This is a genomic window from Xanthomonas cassavae CFBP 4642, assembly GCF_000454545.1.
GTDB classification, from domain to species: domain Bacteria; phylum Pseudomonadota; class Gammaproteobacteria; order Xanthomonadales; family Xanthomonadaceae; genus Xanthomonas; species Xanthomonas cassavae.
In genome coordinates this window covers 1,361,961-1,377,376 of record NZ_CM002139.1, presented here as the reverse complement: position 1 = coordinate 1,377,376, position 15,416 = coordinate 1,361,961, and the positions used below count along the sequence as shown (strand labels likewise).

14 protein-coding genes and 2 pseudogenes are annotated in these 15,416 nt (G+C 65.8%); 1 reads left to right on the top strand and 15 read right to left on the bottom strand.

Features of this window, described 5'->3' with window-relative positions; translation table 11 throughout:
• The coding region (locus tag XCSCFBP4642_RS29920; protein WP_235048310.1) for a hypothetical protein at positions 1–257 on the top strand (257 nt) is incomplete at its 5' end.
• An 18-nt stretch (positions 258–275) separates the two neighbouring features.
• Here the strand turns inward: XCSCFBP4642_RS29920 and XCSCFBP4642_RS28305 are convergent.
• The 15 genes and pseudogenes from XCSCFBP4642_RS28305 to XCSCFBP4642_RS0105915 all read right to left on the bottom strand — a co-directional run.
• A pseudogene (locus XCSCFBP4642_RS28305) lies at positions 276–1,027 on the bottom strand (IS5 family transposase); the annotation flags it as partial.
• Between the two features lie 65 nt (positions 1,028–1,092).
• Positions 1,093–1,446, bottom strand: a pseudogene (locus tag XCSCFBP4642_RS30700) (transposase); the annotation flags it as partial.
• A 75-nt stretch (positions 1,447–1,521) separates the two neighbouring features.
• Positions 1,522–2,361: a glycosyltransferase family 2 protein gene (locus tag XCSCFBP4642_RS0105975; protein ID WP_029219003.1), complete on the bottom strand. Its 840-nt coding sequence runs from the start codon at positions 2,359–2,361 to the stop codon at positions 1,522–1,524.
• On the bottom strand, positions 2,358–4,658 hold the full coding sequence (gene gspD, locus XCSCFBP4642_RS0105970) for a type II secretion system secretin GspD (protein ID WP_029219002.1): 2,301 nt from the start codon (positions 4,656–4,658) through the stop codon (positions 2,358–2,360). The genes XCSCFBP4642_RS0105975 and gspD overlap by 4 nt, the downstream gene beginning before the upstream one ends.
• Positions 4,655–5,446 carry a type II secretion system protein XpsN gene (gene xpsN / locus XCSCFBP4642_RS0105965; protein ID WP_029219001.1) on the bottom strand — a complete coding sequence of 264 codons (792 nt, stop codon included), beginning with the start codon at positions 5,444–5,446 and terminating at the stop codon, positions 4,655–4,657. Before xpsN ends, gspD begins: the two co-directional genes overlap by 4 nt.
• Positions 5,436–6,089 (bottom strand): type II secretion system protein GspM, encoded by a 654-nt coding sequence (gspM, locus tag XCSCFBP4642_RS0105960; RefSeq protein ID WP_016901906.1) that lies wholly within the window; start codon positions 6,087–6,089, stop codon positions 5,436–5,438. Before gspM ends, xpsN begins: the two co-directional genes overlap by 11 nt.
• Positions 6,073–7,194: a PilN domain-containing protein gene (locus XCSCFBP4642_RS0105955; RefSeq protein ID WP_029219000.1), complete on the bottom strand. Its 1,122-nt coding sequence runs from the start codon at positions 7,192–7,194 to the stop codon at positions 6,073–6,075. Before XCSCFBP4642_RS0105955 ends, gspM begins: the two co-directional genes overlap by 17 nt.
• The gene (locus XCSCFBP4642_RS0105950; protein ID WP_016901924.1) at positions 7,191–8,042 is read right to left on the bottom strand and encodes a type II secretion system minor pseudopilin; all 852 of its coding nucleotides are present in this window, start codon (positions 8,040–8,042) and stop codon (positions 7,191–7,193) included. The genes XCSCFBP4642_RS0105955 and XCSCFBP4642_RS0105950 overlap by 4 nt, the downstream gene beginning before the upstream one ends.
• Positions 8,039–8,674 carry a type II secretion system protein J gene (locus tag XCSCFBP4642_RS0105945; RefSeq protein WP_016901925.1) on the bottom strand — a complete coding sequence of 212 codons (636 nt, stop codon included), beginning with the start codon at positions 8,672–8,674 and terminating at the stop codon, positions 8,039–8,041. The genes XCSCFBP4642_RS0105950 and XCSCFBP4642_RS0105945 overlap by 4 nt, the downstream gene beginning before the upstream one ends.
• Entirely contained in the window at positions 8,671–9,087 is a 417-nt protein-coding gene (gene xpsI, locus XCSCFBP4642_RS0105940) for a type II secretion system protein XpsI (protein ID WP_029218999.1), read from the bottom strand. The genes XCSCFBP4642_RS0105945 and xpsI overlap by 4 nt, the downstream gene beginning before the upstream one ends.
• Positions 9,084–9,593 carry a type II secretion system protein XpsH gene (gene xpsH / locus XCSCFBP4642_RS0105935; RefSeq protein WP_029218998.1) on the bottom strand — a complete coding sequence of 170 codons (510 nt, stop codon included), beginning with the start codon at positions 9,591–9,593 and terminating at the stop codon, positions 9,084–9,086. The genes xpsI and xpsH overlap by 4 nt, the downstream gene beginning before the upstream one ends.
• 10 nt (positions 9,594–9,603) lie before the next feature.
• Complete coding sequence (gspG, locus tag XCSCFBP4642_RS0105930) at positions 9,604–10,035, bottom strand: type II secretion system major pseudopilin GspG (protein WP_024939118.1); 432 nt, start codon at positions 10,033–10,035, stop codon at positions 9,604–9,606.
• A 123-nt stretch (positions 10,036–10,158) separates the two neighbouring features.
• Positions 10,159–11,376, bottom strand: coding sequence for a type II secretion system protein XpsF (gene xpsF / locus XCSCFBP4642_RS0105925; protein ID WP_016901931.1), 1,218 nt, complete (start codon positions 11,374–11,376; stop codon positions 10,159–10,161).
• A gap of 175 nt (positions 11,377–11,551) precedes the next feature.
• A complete protein-coding gene (gene gspE / locus XCSCFBP4642_RS0105920) occupies positions 11,552–13,279 on the bottom strand; it encodes a type II secretion system ATPase GspE (protein WP_029218997.1) in 1,728 nt (575 codons plus the stop codon).
• Positions 13,280–13,408: 129 nt separating this feature from the next.
• Positions 13,409–15,292, bottom strand: coding sequence for a diffusible signal factor-reguated S8 family serine peptidase (locus XCSCFBP4642_RS0105915; RefSeq protein ID WP_029218996.1), 1,884 nt, complete (start codon positions 15,290–15,292; stop codon positions 13,409–13,411).
• Between the last annotated feature and the right edge of the window lie 124 nt (positions 15,293–15,416).

Here is a 15,416-nt window from a genome sequence, read left to right as displayed (position 1 = left end):
ATCACGCCACCTCGTTGGCTTCAGGTGACAGCAGCATCCACCCAGCGCGGCGCAGATCCTGCGACAGGCGGCTGATGGTCAGGGCTAATCAGGAAAACTCTTGGAATAACCACTTGCCCCAACACCGGGAGGGAGAAAAAACCAAGAGCAAATATGGAAAAAAACTTGACATGAGCAGCTTTCATAAAATTTCCTCATTTAGCCATCCCCTGTATCAAGAAAGTAGCGCGTTGCAGAATGCATTTCAACTGAACTAGGGCCTGTTGACACATTAGAAGCCCTTCAACGACTAGGGCGAAGCTGAGGAAAGCGAGGAACATGACGTCCAGCTTCTCGAAGCGAGTGAAAATTCGGCGGTAACCTTTCAAACGACGGAATAGCCTCTCTACTTCGTTGCGCCTCTTGTACATCTCCCTGTTGTATTCCCAAGGCTCGACCCGATTGGATTTCGGCGGGACCACCGGCACGAAGCCAAGATCGAGCGCCAACTGGCGGGTTTCGTTGCCTTAGTAAGCACGGTCCATCAACAAATGAATCGGCCGCTCCACTGCCCCCAGATATTCAAGCAAAGTGCGGCCTGCCGGTGCGTCATGCGCGTTGCCCGGCGTCAATCCGAAAGGTGATGGCTGTTCGAGCATCTGCGGCAACCAGATGAATTTTGGTGTTCCATCCACCGCGCGACTTGCCGATGGCTTGCGGGCCGTTTTTTTAAAGCACCCGTGCCATCTGGATGCACCTTGACGCTGGAGGAGTCCAGTGAAATCTCTTCAATTTTGATGCGTACGATCTGGGACTTCTGCAATTGGGCGAACATCCGGTCCAGCACACCCGCCTTGGCCCAACGGTTCAAGCGCGTGTACACCGTGTCCCAGTTGCCAAAGCGCTTGGGTAGGCCGCGCCATTTGCACCCATGCTCGGCAACGTAAAGGATGGCGTTGACCAATTGCAGGTTGGTCATGCTGACATTGCCGCGCTGCGCCGGCAGGCAGTGTTCGATCAGGGAAAATTGCGCTGGCGTGATCTCCATGCCTGATAGTTTAATCGCTCAATCCATTAGTGTTAACAGGCCCTAGATTGTTAACTTAGAGCGTGTTATGACCTTTGAAGTAGAGACGTGGCATTTCCAAGCATGAGGATGGAGAAGACAACGAAGTGAAGTCCAGCCAGGGTTTCCGGCAGGCGTTCGTAATCACGGGCCAGGCGTCGGAACCGATTGACCCAACCGAAACTGCGCTCCACGACCCAGCGGCGCGGCAGCAATACAAAGCCTTTCTTGGCCTCCGGCAGTTTTACCACGTGCAGTTCGACGCCTTCCTCCTGCGCGGCTTCGGCCGGCCCTGGCCTATGTAGCCATGATCGACAAACGCCAGTTTCACCGTCTCGCCCTTGACATGCTGAACTTCCTGCGCCAGCGATCGCCACTTGAGCGCGTTCCTGCTCATCGGCTCGCGACGTCTCGTCAGTCATCGCGACGTCGCTGCGCCACCGCCGGCATGCGCGGAAGGCGTTGTTTGCGGACGGCTAGGCGTCGAACAGCATGCGTTGCGGATCGGGGGGCGGCAGTTCGGCCAGCAGCCGACTCAGTTGTTCGCGCTGCGCGCGCAGCGGGTCGTGCATCAGGAAGTTGGCCAGGCGTGCGTGCCAGGCCGGCCAGCGTGTGGCCAGTGCATCCATGTCGCCATCGGCAGGGCGGCCTTCGTGCGGCGAGACGACAAAGGCGGTGTCGCACAGCACGTTGCGCCATCCCAGCCCACCCATGCGCAGGCTCAGGTCTACAAGTGCCGCATACCAGGAGCCATAGCTGCTGGCGTCAAGGCCGCCGGCCTTGCGCCGCGCGCTGCCACGTAGCAGCACCGCGTGGCCGATTGCCGACGGCAGTTCCGGATGCAGTGGCGGCATCGCCGCACACGCAGCGGCAAGCCGCTCCGGCGCGGCAGGCATCGGATTGAGTTCACCTAGGCGTGGCCAGCTGCAGGCTTCGCCCACATTGCTCCACGGGGTGGCGGTGGCGATCGCCGCATCGCGCGCAAAGCAGGCGTCGAGCTGATTCAACCAACCCGGCAGCGGGCAGGCATCCACACCCAGCACCACCACATCGGCATCGCCGCAGCCGCTCAGCATTTCGTCCAGATGCGCCACCTCGCCGAGCATGCGCTGACGACGGGTATGATGCGCCTGCAGCCGCGTGCGCGCCAGCCAGTGCGCGATCACCGCGCGGCCGCGCGGGCCGGCCTGCGCGTCGTCGGCCAGCCACACCCGCGTGCCGGCGGGCGTGGCGGCATCCAGTGCGCCCAGGCAGGCATCCAGGGCCTCGTCGTCGGTGCCGACCGGCACCAGCACGACGGGCAGTGCCGCACTCATTGCGGCTTCTGGCTGGGTTTCAGCGGCTCCATGGCCTTGAACTTCTGACCGTATTCGTCGGTGAGATTGCGCGCTTCCTGCGGGTTGCGCACGATCGACGGAGTGATCAGCACGATAACTTCGCGGCGGTTGTTGTCGCGGGTTTTGCTACCAAACAGGGCCCCTACAACTGGCAACTTACTTAGGAACGGCACGCCGGAGCTGCCATCGGTCGTGCTGTCATCGATTAGCCCAGCCAGCATCATGGTGTCGCCACTCTGCACCGCAGCTTCGGTCTTGACGCGACGTGTATTGATATCGACGTTGCAGGCAGCGCTGTTGACTGTAGTGGTTGCCGCCGCCGTACACGCTGCAGGTCGTGCACCGGGTGTGCTGACTTCCTGCACGATATCCAGGAACACCATGCCGTCCTTGGTGACCCGCGGACGCACTTTCAGGATCACACCAGTATCGATGTACTGCACCGAAGAGAAACTGCTGTCGCTGCCCAGACCGGTGTTGATCGAAGTGGAATTGATCGGAATGCGTGAGCCAACATTGAGCGTGGCCTCGGCGTTGTTACGCACAAACACCGATGGCGTCTGCAGCAGGCGGACATTAGTCACCCGGTCCAGCGCGCTGATGACGGCTGCGGCATTTTTGCCAAGGAATGTCCAGCCAACGCCGTTGCCAGTCACGCTACCAGCAATGTCGCCCCAGATATTACGGCCCGCAGCCGGTGGCAGGGCAGGTCCGCCACTGCCATCGGCATTGAACGGTGTTGTCACCGCATTTTCAAAGTACCAGTTCACGCCATAACTTAGCTCGCCGGTCAGATTGACCTCCGCAATCTGCGCTTCGATATGCACCTGCATCGGCATCACGTCGAGTTTCTCGATGACATCGCGGATGGACGTCCATGCCTGCGGGGTGGAGCGCACCAGCAAGGTGTTGGTTTCGGCCACTGCCGATACGCCGACCTTGTCGCCTTGCACTTCCAGCGTTACCGCGCCATTGCCGTTGCTGCGCGGCGATAACTGCAGGCTGCCGTTGCCCAGTCCACCGCTGCTGCTTCCACTGCCACTGCTGCCACCGAAGCTGCTGCCGGAGGAGCTGTCATCGTTGCTCTCACCGATGCTGCCTCCGGTCATGCCCGAGCTGCCGCCCATGCTGCTGTCGCGGTTACCCAGCGCACCGCCAAGCACGCTGCTCTCGGCGCCCGGCGCCAGCGACGCGTTGGAGTCGCCGCTGTTGCTGCGTCCGCCGAACACTTCCGACAACCGATCGGCCAGGTCCTTGGCCTTGATGTACTTCAATTCGTAGGAGAACAGCCGCACGCCACCACCGGCGCTGTCGATGCGGTCCAGCCACTGCTGGATCTGGTCCAGGTAGCGCGGCTGCGGTGTGATCACCAGCACCGCATTGGCGTTTTCCAGCGGCATGAAACGGAACATGCCGGCGCTGGGCGTCTTGCTCTGCTCGCCGAACACCTTTTCCAGATCGGCGCTGACTTTTTCGGCCTTGCCGGACTGGATCGGGAACACGCCCACCGACATGCCCGACAACCAGTCCACGTCGAAGATCTGCACGGTGCGCAGGTAGTTCTCCAGCTCGGCGCGAGTGCCGCCCAGGGTGATCACGTTGCGCGCCGGGTCGGTACCGACGATGGCGTTCGGGCGCGCGTAGGGCTCGAGCACCTTCTTCATTTCGCTGGCGGAGATGAACTTCAGCGGCACCACGCGCACTTCGAAACCGCGCGCGGCCGAGGGCGAGGCGGTACTGGGCGCGACGGTCCCGGCCAATGCCTGATCGGCCGGCACGATGTTGTAACGGCCACCGCTGAACACCATGCGCGCGTTGTTCCAGCCCAGCACCATCTCCAGCAGGTTCAGCGCCTGCGCCGGCGAGACCGGATTGGGCGTGGCCAGGGTGACGGTGCCCTGCACGCCGGGGGCGATGACGTAGTTCTGCCCCAGCATGTCGCCCAGGATGGCCTTGACCACCGCCTGCACCGATTCGCCTTCGAAGTTGAAGGTGGCGCTGCCGCTGCTGGCCATGCCCAGCGTGGGCGACGGCGCAGACGCGGCGCCCTGGTTGATCATGGTGCCGCTGCCGCGGCGGATCACCGGGCTGGGCTTGGCGTCGGCGTTGCCGTCGGCACGCTGCTCGGCGAGGGGCTGGGTGGCGCCGGCGGCGCCGACTTGCGGATCCAGGCGCGCGTTGCGGCGCACGTCCGGTGGCGGAGTGGTGGCGCAACCGGCCAGCAGGCCAATCAGCAGGGACACGGGAAACAGGCGCGGCGTCATGCGTTCACTCATTGGGTCTGACCGGTGGTAGAGCCGCTCTGGCGCTGCTGTTGCAGCTGGCGGCGTCGGGCTTCGATACGTTCGCGGATGGCACGCATCTGATCGTCGGAGGGGCGTGGAGCTTCCTGCGCGCCATCGCTGCGCTGCGGCGGCACCGTTGGCGGTGCCTGTCCGCCGGGCTGCTGTGGCGGCGTGGCGGGCTGGGTCTGCGGCGGCTGCGTCGGTGCGACCGCGGCGGCATCGGGCGACGGTAATGGCGGGACGGCGCCGGCAGCGCCACGCGCGCCCGCATTGGCGGTGGGCGGTTGCCCACCCAGGCCGTTGAACACGTGCAGCTCCAGTGTCTGGGTGCCGCCGGGGCCTTCGATGGTTGCGCTGCGCGGCTGCAGGGCGAGCAGGCGCCAGCCCTTGACCGCTTCGCCGCCCAGCTGCACCCGCACCGAATCCTGTGGATCCAGCGTCAGCGTGGCCATCTTGAAGTTGTCCGTCAGCAGCACGCCGGTCAGGCGCACCGTCGAGGCGGCGCTGCTGCCGTCGTTGCCGGACAGGAAGAACGGATGCGGCAGGCGGTCTTCGGCGAAGGCCGGATGCGCGGCGATCTCCGAATATTTTTCGAACGCGCCCAGCCGTTCCGGCGCTGGGGCCGGCAGGGTGGGCAGGCGCTGCACCAGCGCCGGGTCGTCCGGCAGCAGCTCCACGCGCTTGCCCAGCCCGGCCACGGCCAGCACGCACACCAGCAGCGCCCAGCCGACCACAGTGGCCAGCAGCCAGGTGCGCAGACCGATCATGTCAAGGCGCATTGCTGGCCTCCGCGGCGTCGGGGGCGGCGGGCGCGGCGTCGGTGTTCAACGGCGCGGCGCTGGCGCCGGGGCGCAGGTAGCCGGCCAGTTCGAAGGCGATATCCAGGCCGTTGCCGCTTTCGTTGGGCGAGAGTTGGTAGCGCTGCGCCATCACGTTGAGGTTGTCCACGAACAGGCGCGGGGTGCCGTTTTCCAGGCTGTACAGCACCGAGGCCAGCTCCGGGGTGCCGCAGCGCAGGCGTACCTGCACCGCGACGCGGGTGAAGCGATCCTTGCTTTCCGGCTGCAGCGGCGAGCGGTTGCTGATCGCGCAGCTGCGGTTGCCGGGGCTGGCTTCCACCACGGCGCGTTCCAGCCGCTGCACCAGGCCGGCCGATGCCAGTTCGGCCGAGGTTTCCGGCAGGAAGCCCGGGCGGCTTTCCAGGGTCTGGCGCGCCTGGCGTAGCCGTTTGCTGACTTCCGGCGCCTGCTGCAGTTGCACGCGCACGCGCAGCTCGCGCTCGCGCAGCGCTTGCAGGTCGTCCTGCACCGCGATCATCGGCTGGGTGAACCAGGGGTGCACCAGCACCAGATAGGCCACGCCGATCACCAGCAACAGCAGGCCCAAAGCGATCCAGCGATCGCGCTTAACGCTGCGTGGCATCGGCCGCCTCCTTGGCATCGGGGCCGGCCAGTTCGGCGGTGATGGTGAAGCGGTCGACGTTGCGACCGGCATCGCTCTGCAGCACGCCGGTCAGCGAGGGCGTGCGCCACAGCGGCGAGCCTTCCAGGCGCCGCACCAGCGAGGAGGCTTCGTTGCTCAAGCCGATCAACTGCAATTGCCCACCTTCGACCGAAAATTTTTCCAGGTAGGTGCCGCCCGGCAGACGCCGGCTCAGCTCGTCCCAGATTTCCACCGAGGTGGGGCGGGTGGCGCGTTGCTGCTGGAAGAAGTTGGCCCCTTCGACCAGATCCAGCAATTGCTGGCGTTCGGCGGCGACCTGGCGCGCACGCGCGGCGTTGGCCTGCACCTTGGCACGCAAGTCGTCGGCGGCCTGGCGGCGGTTGTCCAGCAGCAGCCAGCCGGCCACGGCCAGCAGCACCAGTGCGGCGGCAGCCAGCAACAGATTCCAGCGCTGCATCGGGTCGCTGCGCCGCAGCCGTCGTGCCGGCGGCAGCAGGTTCACGCCCAATGGCAGGCCCTGCGCATTGGCGACATCGATGCCGGACAAGGCGCTGGCCCATGCGTCGGGCACGCCGTCCGGGCCATCGATCAGGCGCCGCGGCACCACCACCAGTTCGGCATCGAGCTGGCCGTCTTCGCGCACGTCCAGCACGCGCGCATCGAAGTACACCTGGTCGGCAGTGAACGGGGTTTGCCGATCGATCTCGAAGCGCGCCACATCCTGCAGGCGCGCCGCTGCCGCAGCAGGCAGGCGCAACGGACGGCGCAAGGCATGCGCGGCCGGCAGCAGCCAATGCCGCGGCAGGCCTTCCAGCGCGGTCGGCAGCAAGGCATGCACTTCCTGCGGCTGCACCGGCCACGGCAGGCTGGCGATGGTCTCGCTGCTGTGATCGCGCTGACGCAGCAACTGCAACGCCTGCCCATCGGGCTGCAACAACAGCCGCGACGGCGACAGGCCCAACTGCCATTGCCAGCGCTGCGGCAGCCAGGCCAGCAGCGATTGTTGCCACCAACGCCAGAAGCCTCCGGCTCCCGGCATGGCGCGTACGCCGATACGACCCAAGGTGTCCCGCCATGCGGTCATTGCACTGCTGCTCCCTCTTCCCAACGCAACACGGTATACGCCGACCCAGGTAATGCGGACGCACTGGTGGAGACCACCGCCCGCAACACAGCCTCGCGTCCCTGACTCAGTCGCGCCCGGCTCTCGATACTATAAGTGTCCGACCCACCGACCGTCGCCTCGCTGCCCGGCAAACCCGGCGGCGCGTCACGCTGGGCCAGCAGTTGCCGCGCATCCAGGCCCATCGCGGTCAGCACCGGGCCCGGCGCAAAGCGCGCCTCGGGGCGCGAGCGTCCGCTGTACAAGGTGAGGTTGGGCAATAGCTTGCGATACAGCTCGCCATCCATTCCCAGCACCAGGCGCAACTCGCCCAGCGTTTCGAACGGGCCATCCTTGGCGCCGTACGGCAATCCGGCATCGGCATAATCGCGATCTTCCGCGCCGCCGCCGGGCTGGCTCAACGAATCGCCATCGCGCCAGTCGACGATCGCACCGGCAATGCGCGTATCGCGGCCCTGTTCGCCACCGACCGCGCGTACCAGGCCGGCCAGCAGCGCAGGCTCGGCCATGTTCAAGTCCACCTTGCCGCTTTCGTCGGTAATGCGGATCTCCACCGTGGCATCGTCCATCTGCCAACGATAGCGCCGGCCGTCTGCGAGCCAGCGTGCCTGGGTGTCGGTGCTTTGCAGGCGGGACAGTGCGTATTCCAGCCCGGAGCGCGCGTATTCCTGCGCCTGCGCGCCATTGCGCAGCATGCTGCCCTGCAGCGCTTCCACCCGCGCGGTCAGCGCGAATGCACCGATCATCGCGGTGAGCAGCGCAATCAGCCACAACACCAACACCAGCGCGGCACCGCGCATTGCGCTCATTGCCCCGCTCCCGGGTTGCTGGATTGCGGCAAGGCCACCACCAGCGGCGGCCAGGCGGCACCGCCGCTACGGATCTCGATGCGCACCAGCAACGGCAGACGGTCGTGCCATTCCCACTGCGGCAACCATGCGCTCAGGCGGCCGCTCTGCGGATCCATCCCGCGATACCGAAAGCTCACCTGCTGCACGTCTTCGGCGAGTGTTTCCGGCGGCAGCGTGGTGCCCTCTTCGATCGACTTGCCCGATTGCAGCATGGTCAACGCGATCCGCAGCGTGCGCTGTTCACCATCGCCGGCCACCGACAGATCGTGCAGGTACGGCCCGCCGCGGCCCAGGTAATCCGGTACATCGGCGGCAAAACGCAGACGCTGCGGCTCGCCGATGAACAGCATCGGCTGCTGACTCTGCGGGTCGATGCCCATTGCGATCGGCAGTGCCGCCGCCAGCCGCCGGCGCAGGAATTCTTCCACCGCACGCACGCGTTCGCTGCGCTGGGCGATCGCCTCGCCGCGCTGGCTGACCGCACTGGCCGAGCGCAAGGTGGCAAACGCCAATGCCAGCCCGCCGACCAGCAACATGGTCGCCAGCAACACTTCGATCAAGGTGAAGCCGGCACTGCGCGAGCGACTCATGGCGCGCTGCCCGGTTGCGCCGCAGCCACCAGCCGCAAGGTGCGCCACTGCAGGACCTGATTGGGCTGCTCGCCCCAGCGCACCACCAGGGTCAGCTGCAGCAGCGTGTGTGCGCCGGGGGAGACCGGCGCCTGCGGATTGCGGCGCGGCTCGTCGTACGGGCGCACATCCATCGACCAACGGAAATGCCCGTCTTCGAAGGTGCCTTGCTGCTGCTCGGGCACCAGCGGTTTATCCATGCCCTGCGCCGCGAGCAACGATTGCGCATGCAGGGTGGCGCGCGTGCTCTCGTCAGCCGCACGCACCTGACGCGCGGCACCGGACAGCGATCCCAGCAACAGGCTCAACGCCAGCGCCAGCAACGCAAAGGCGACGATCACCTCGATCAGCGTGTAACCGCGCTGGCGCTTCATGGCGCAGGCGTCCGCAACTGCCCGGAACGCACTTCGCCGGTGATCCAGCCCACGTCCACGCGCCAGGTCGCATCCTTGACGTGCAGATCGATGCGCCCGCCGGTGGACGCGCCGTCGGGGAAAAACTGGATGGCGCCCTGATCCTGCCGCGACTGCACCTGCCGCGCGCCGGTGAAGCGTACCTCCAGCGACGACGGCAGATCGCCGTGGTGGCCGCCGGGGGCTTCCCAGCGGCGCTGCTGCGGATCGATCAGAAACCGCTGCGGCGTGCCGGTGGCAATCGCCTGGGTACGCGTATAGCGCAGCTGCGAGGCGATTGCCTTGCCGGCGGTGCGCAGGCGCATGCCGTCGATCCCGCCGTTGAGCGCGGCGGCGGCCAATACGCCGGCCATCGCGATCAGGGCGATGACCAGCAACATCTCCAGCAACGAACTGCCACGCGTGCGGGGACGACCAGGGCCGACCACTCCATGCGGATGACGCAACGGCTGACACGCAACGCGCATGGCAAACGGCTTATTGGTACTTGATGTCCGCGTCGTAACTGCTGCCACCGGGGCGGCCGTCCTTGCCCAGGCTGATCAGATCGAACGGCTGGCCATCGCCGGGCGCGCGGTATTCGATGGTGTGGCCCCACGGGTCGTTGAGTTCGGCCGGCTTGGCATACGGGCCCAGCCAGCCGCTGCTGCCGCCGGGCTGGGTCACCAGGTCGTCGAGCTTGCTCGGCAACTTGCCGGTGTCGAGCTGGAAATTCTCGATCTTGCCAGCCAGGGTCTGGATCTGCGATTTGGCCAGGTTGGCCTTGCCGCGATCGGCACCACCGAGCACACGACTGCCGACCAGGGTCAGCACCGCGCCGATCAGGACGATGACGATGATGATTTCCAGCAGGCTCATGCCGGCCTGGCCTGCACGCGACGGACTACGGGTGATGGAGCGCTTGATCATGAACGATTTCCTTGCACGTCGATGAAAGATGCTGCCGCCAGAAGATGACACGGCGGGCATTGCAATGGTTCCCGCATGGGTGTCGCGCGGTCACCGGAAAGTTGTTGTGAATCCGCCGCCACGTTATCCGATGGCATTGGTCAGGTCATACAGCGGCACCAGCACCGAAATGATGACAAGCCCCACTACCGAGGCCAGCACCAGCGTGATCAACGGCACCAGCGCGGCCAGCGCGCGGTCGATGGCTTGCGCGGTTTCCAGCTCGAAGGTGTCGGCGGTCTTGAGCAGCATCGTGTCCAGGGCGCCCGATTCTTCGCCGACCTGGATCATCTGCAGGGCCAGCCGCGGGAAGCGCTTGCCGCGTGCCAGCGACATCGCCAGGCCATGGCCGTTCTTGACGTCGTCGGCCGCGGCGTCGACATCCTCGACCAGCGCCACGTTGGACATCACATTGCGCGCAATGCCGATCGCCGCCAGCAGCGGCACGCCGTTGCGCAGCAAGGTGCCCAGCGTCCGCGTCAGCCGTGCGGTTTCCAGGCGCGCGATCAGGCTGCCGACCACTTTCTGCCGCAGCAACCACTCATCCAGCGCGGCACGGAACGCGGCATTGCGGCGCTTGCGATCCAGCCACAGCCCGAGCACGCCCGGCACCACGATCAGCACCAGCCACCAGTCGCGCACCAGCAGGCCCACGCTCAACACCGCCTGGGTGAACCACGGCAAGGCCACGTCCAGGCTTTCGTACATCTGCGCGAACTGCGGCACCACATAGCCGAGCAGGAACAGCAACGCGCAGCCGACCACCGCTAGCAGGATCGCCGGATAGATCAACGCGTTGATCACCTTGCCGCGCAGCGCACGGCTGCGCTCCAGGTAATCGGCCAGGCGCTGCAGCGTGTCCTGCATGCTGCCGCCGGCTTCGCCCGCACGCACCATGTTGATGTAGAGCTTGGAAAACAGCCCGTGCTGGCGTTCCAGCGCCGAGGACAGCGGCGCGCCGCCACGCACGGTGTCGCGCACATCGCCGATCACGCGCCGGCTTTTGTCGTCTTCGGGCAGATCCATCAGGATCGACAAGGCGCGATCCAGCGGCTGGCCGGCCCCGATCAGCGTGGACAACTGCTGGGTGAACTGCACCAGCGCGGCGTTGTCGAACGGCTTCTTGCGCAACAGCATGCGCAGCGACGGCGAGTCGTTTTCACCGGTGGCCAAGCGCGTTTCCACCGGCAGGTGGCCCTGCTCCTGCAGGCGCAGCGCAACGTCTGCGTCGCTGGCCGCTTCCATCTGGCCATCGAGCATTTCGCCGTGGGCGTCGAGCGCTTTGTAGCGGTACAGGGGCATCAGGCTGGACGGCTGGGAGTGGGGATTCGGGATTCGGGAATCGGGAAAAGCAGGATCCTGCGCTGCGTTGGCGCCACCGGGCGCACACGCACGCGTGCGCGACGCGTTGCCGGGACCTTGCCCTGCTTATCTTCCGATCCTGAGCATCCGATGCTCGTTGTGGCTCCGTTGACTCTCACGCATCCTCCGTCACGCGCAGCACTTCTTCGATGGTGGTCTCGCCGCGCAAGGCCTTGGACAGGCCGTCCTCGTACATGGTGCGCATGCCGGCCTTGCGCGCCAGTTGTTCGATCTCGCCCATGCCGGCGCGGCGCATCACCGCGCGCCGCAGTTCGTCGTTCATCACCAGGAATTCGACGATGGTGGTGCGGCCCAGGTAACCGGTCGGCGCGGCAGCCGAGGCACGCGGACGATACAGGTAGATCTCGCCGTCCGGTTGCAGCCGGCGCAGGTTGAAGCGTTCGATTTCTTCCGGCGATGCCAGGTAGCGCTCGGCGTTGGCCAGGTCGAGTTTGCGCACCAGGCGCTGCGCCAGGATGCCGTTGATGGTGGAGGTGAGCAGATAGTCTTCCACGCCCATGTCGAGCAGACGGGTGATACCGCCGGCCGCGTTGTTGGTGTGCAGCGTGGACAGCACCAGATGGCCGGTGAGCGCGGACTGGATCGCGATGCGCGCGGTTTCCAGATCGCGCATTTCGCCGATCATGATGATGTCCGGATCCTGACGCACGATGCTGCGCAGCGCGTTGGCAAAATCCAGCCCGATCTGCGGTTTGGCCTGGATCTGGTTGATGCCTTCGATCTGGTATTCCACCGGGTCCTCGACGGTGATGATCTTCACGTCCGAGGTGTTGAGCTGGCTCAACGCGGTGTACAGCGTGGTGGTCTTGCCCGAACCGGTCGGGCCGGTCACCAGCATGATGCCGTGCGGTTGCTCCAGCACCTTGCGGAACTGCGGCAGAAACTCTTCGGTGAAGCCGAGCTTGTAGAAGTCGAATACCACCGTTTCGCGATCGAGCAGGCGCATCACCACGCTCTCGCCGTGCGCGGTGGGCACGGTGCTGACACGCAGATCCAGCTCCTTGCCCTGCACGCGCAGCATGATGCGGCCGTCCTGCGGCAGCCGGCGTTCGGCGATGTTGAGCTTGGCCATGATCTTGATGCGGCTGATCACCGCGGCGGTGAGCTTGGCCGGCGGGCTTTCGCCTTCCACCAGCACGCCGTCCACGCGGTAACGCACCTTGAGCCGGCTCTCGAACGGTTCGATATGGATGTCCGATGCCCGCAGTTCCACCGCGTGCTGGATCACCAGATTGACCAGGCGAATCACCGGCGCTTCAGACGCCAGATCGCGCAGCGCTTCGATATCGTCGCTGCTGTTGGCATCGCCATCGGCGGTTTCCACGATGGTGCCCATCGCGCTGCGGCCCTGGCCGTACCAGCGCTCGATCAGGTCATCGATTTCCGAGCGCAGGCCGACCTGCAGCAACAGCGGGCAGCCGGTCGCAAGCCGCACCGCGTCGATCGCGTAATCGTCATAGGGATCGGCGATCCACAACTCCAGCCGGCCATCGCGTTCGCCGACCGGGCATAGATGAAATTGTTTGAGGAAGCGTAGCGACAGCCCCTGCACTTCCGGCAGCATTTCCGGTGGGGTATCGCCGAGCTGGCGTGCATCCACCAGCGGCAGACCCAGTACATCGGCGCAGGTCTCCGCATGATCGCGTTCGGACACCAGGCCCAGACGGCCCAGCAAGGCCAGCAGGCCCATACCGGATTCGGTCTGCAACTGGCGCGCGCGCAGCAGATCGGTATCTTTCAGACGACGGCGTTCAAGCAGCGCTTCGACGATGCGTGTCTCCGCACTGCGATGCTCAATTGGATCGACGGCAACCGCGTTCACACTCGTCTCCACTGGTCCGGCGCCGACTGTAGCAGTTTGCCGCGACGATCAACCGTACGCATCTGAATCGCCCTGAAAAACGATGCCCCCGGTGATTGGCCGGGGGCATCGGTCACACTATGGGACGGCTTACTGTCGTGCGACGAGCGTCAGCTTCGCGTAGTCGGCAGCGCCCACCAACTTGATGTAGTAGGTGCCGGCCTTGGGGGCAGTGAAACGCACGGTTTCGCTGTTGCCCGGGCGGGTCGACTTGGCGTCGTAACTGGTGGCGCTGGGCTCGGCTTCATGGCTGACGTACACCGACACATCGCCGGTGCCGCCATAGGTCATGAAGCTGAGCACGGCACCGGCCTTGGCTTCGAAGCTGTATAGCGTGGAACTGGCGTAAGCACCGCTCAGGCCGGTCAGCGGGGCCTTGTTGGTCAGCGCGATGGCGGTCGGCGCGCAGCTCTCGGTGGCCGGGTCGCAGGGCTCCACCAACACCGCTTCCAGCGCGGCCTTGGCATCGACGATACCGCTGCCGATCGGGGTGCTGGCCGGCGGGGTCACCGGGAAGCGACGGCTGGTCTGCTTGAGCAGGGCTTCCACCGCGGCCGGGGTCAGCGGGCCATCGCCCAGACCGATCGCCGCGCTCTGCACCAGGGCGACGACACCGGCCACGTGCGGCGATGCCATCGAGGTGCCACCCAAGCCCATATAGGTATAGGTGCCCGAGGTCGGCGTGGTCGCACCGGTGTAGCCGGCCTGCCAGATGTAACCGCCCGGATTGCCGTCCACGCTGCCACCGCCGCCCGGGCCGGACAGGTCGACCTTGCTGCCGTAGTTGGAGTAGTAGGTGATGCCGCCAGTGATGCGCGTGGCACCCACGGTGATGGTGTTGTTGCAGCTGGCCGGCGAATGGTTGGCCGCATCTTCGCCGCTGTTGCCGGCCGCCACCACCACGGCGGTGCCGCGCGCGACCGCGCCGTTGATCGCCAGCTGGGTGGCCGAATCGCAGGGCTCGCCGCCACCCAGGCTCATGTTGATCACCTCGGCCGGGTTGGTGTTGGCCGGCACGCCAGCGACCGTGCCGCCGGACGCCCAGACGATCGCATCGGCGATGTCGGAGGTGTAGCCGCCGCAACGGCCGAGCACGCGCACCGGCAGGATGGTCGCCTTCGGCGCCACGCCAGCCATGCCCACGCCGTTATTGGTCGCCTCGGCCACGGTGCCCGAGACGTGGGTGCCGTGCCAGGAGCTTTCCTGTGCCACCGAGCCGTCATAGCAGACGTTGTCGGCCTCTTCCCAGTCGCCGTAATCCAGCGCGCCCGGCACGCGGGCATCGGTGGGACGACGCGAGACTTCGGCATCGGTGATGAAGTCGTAACCCTGCAGCAGGTTGCCGGCAAAGTCGGGATGGCCCGGCAGGATGCCGGTATCCAGCACTGCCACCACCACGCCCGCGCCCTGCGACAGATCCCAAGCGGCCGGCGCATTGATGCCGCCGTTGGGGTTGCTCAGATGCCACTGGTACTGCGCGTACAGCGGGTCATTGGGGACCAGTTGCGGGGTCACGTCGGTGGCGGCGACGCTCTTCTTGATGTCGACCGGGCGCAGCATGCGATCGATCTGCACGTCGGCCACGGACGGGTCGTTCTTGAGCTCGACCACCACCTTGTCCACCTGGGCGGTGGTCAGCGTGCTGGACAGCTTGATCAGGTCCGAGCCGATGCCGAGCTTGCGCACATACGTCGCCTTGGCGGCGGCTGCGCTGCTGCGTGCGCCGGTGCTCGCACCGACACGGCCGACCGCAGCCTGTACCGCGCTCAGCTTGCTGGCGCGATCGGTCGCGGCAGCAGTGTTGTCCTTGTAGCGCACGATCAGGCGGCTACTGAACGCAGCGCCGGCCGATGCTGCCTGGGTCGGTTCCTTGACCAGCAGTTTCGGGGCAGCAGCGAGCGTGCCCGATGCACCGAGCGCCATCATCAGGATGGCGCCGGTCAGCGGGGAGAGACGGAAATTCTTGTCGATCACGGTGAAGTCCTCTTCGTGTTTTTCGTCGATCAGCTGGGAGCGGCTTCCGAACTGCGGCGCAACTGCGGTGCAGCGCGCTGCGTTCGATCAGCCACTCCTGGTAAGGCCATCACTCCATCGAATC